Source organism: Bacillus sp. FJAT-27001 (assembly GCF_019039175.1).
In the GTDB taxonomy this organism is placed as follows: Bacteria; Bacillota; Bacilli; order Bacillales; family Bacillaceae; genus Bacillus; species Bacillus velezensis.
Genome location: NZ_JAHOAA010000006.1, coordinates 144,669 through 145,955 on the forward strand (window position 1 = coordinate 144,669; position 1,287 = coordinate 145,955).

Here is a 1,287-nt window from a genome sequence, read left to right on the forward strand (position 1 = left end):
TGTTTACCGTATTCACCAAGACACCGAGCGCCAATTGAGAAAAGAGCATAAGACAATGGAAAGCCTGGCCCCTGATCAAATGGTCAGAGAAGAGGATTATCTTGCGGGGAAAGTATGCTTACCTGATAAGGCCCGGGAATGGAAAACCACATTTTCCAAGCAATGCGAGTGTGTAAAACGGAAAAAGATCGCCCGGCTTATGAAGGCCAGTGGCATCACGGAGGAATTCGAAAAGCTCCTTTTTGGAAACTTCATTAAGGACGGGAAGCCGGACATGATCAAGGACGCTTATGAGTGCGCAGTGGAATACTATAAGGATTTTCCCAACGTCATGGGAAAACGTTCAAACAGTATCGCTTTGCTCGGGCAGCCGGGCAGCGGAAAAACGCACCTGTTAACGGCGATCATGAACAATCTGATTAAGAAAAAATCAATTTACTGCATGTATTTCCCGTACGTTGAGGGAATGGGCGATCTGCGAAATGACTTTGACCAGTTGGAAACAAAGCTCGACGCCATGCGGAAAGCCGATGTCCTGTTCATTGATGACTTATTCAAGCCAGTGAAGGGGGAGCCGCGGGCGACGGATTGGCAAGTGGAACAAATTCAATCGGTTGTGAACTATCGGTACCTGAATCATAAGCCTCTGCTAATCTCTTCCGAGCTTGATACGGGCGAAATTTTGGATATCGACGAGGCGCTGGGCTCCCGGATTCATCAAATGTGCAGAGATTACACGGTGATCATTAAGGGCGACCGGATGCAATTAAACCATAGGTTAGGAGATTGGGAATGACAGAAAAAGCGAATTTCACAGCGACCGACGGAATGTATCTGTTCGGGCCCGCCGAGCAAACGGCCGGCCAGGACCTTACCCCGGCGATCCGGGTGCTTGAGGAAAAAATCAAACAAATGGAGCTGATGCACAGTGCTTAAAGCGGTGATCCTGCTGCCGGCCATCATCCTCACTGCGCCGTACAAGGAAAAGCAGATTCAGCACTGGGAACAAATTGACGGGAGGTAATGACGGTTGGATTCCATTCAGTTTATAGTTTACGGCGAGCCTGTTGCACAGGGGAGGCCGAGGGGATCTGTTATAAATGGCAAGGTTAAAATGCGTGATCCTTTGAAATCAAAGAATTTTAAACAATATGTTGCACTGGTGGCGTCACAGTATCGGCCAAAACAAGTTATTACGGGACCTGTGGCAATGGATGTTAGAGTATTCAGACCAATGACGAAAGAAATTTCTAAATCCAAGACAAAAAGAGAAAATGCGGAAAAGGG

Annotated in this window: 3 protein-coding genes; all 3 read left to right on the forward strand. The window is 47.6% G+C overall.

The window, feature by feature from the left end; genetic code table 11:
- On the forward strand, positions 1 to 796 hold a 796-nt coding region (locus BGM27_RS16995), incomplete at its 5' end, for an ATP-binding protein (protein ID WP_254122894.1).
- The gene (locus BGM27_RS17000) at positions 793 to 936 is read left to right on the forward strand and encodes a hypothetical protein (RefSeq protein ID WP_007408611.1); all 144 of its coding nucleotides are present in this window, start codon (positions 793 to 795) and stop codon (positions 934 to 936) included. The genes BGM27_RS16995 and BGM27_RS17000, both read left to right, overlap by 4 nt.
- 94 nt (positions 937 to 1,030) lie before the next feature.
- On the forward strand, positions 1,031 to 1,287 hold a 257-nt coding region (locus BGM27_RS17005; protein WP_217031316.1), incomplete at its 3' end, for a RusA family crossover junction endodeoxyribonuclease.

Bases quoted from the DNA above. Each gene is read 5' to 3' on its own strand.
- BGM27_RS17000 (WP_007408611.1), top strand. From the start codon at position 793: ATGACAGAAAAAGCGAATTTCACAGCGACCGACGGAATGTATCTGTTC.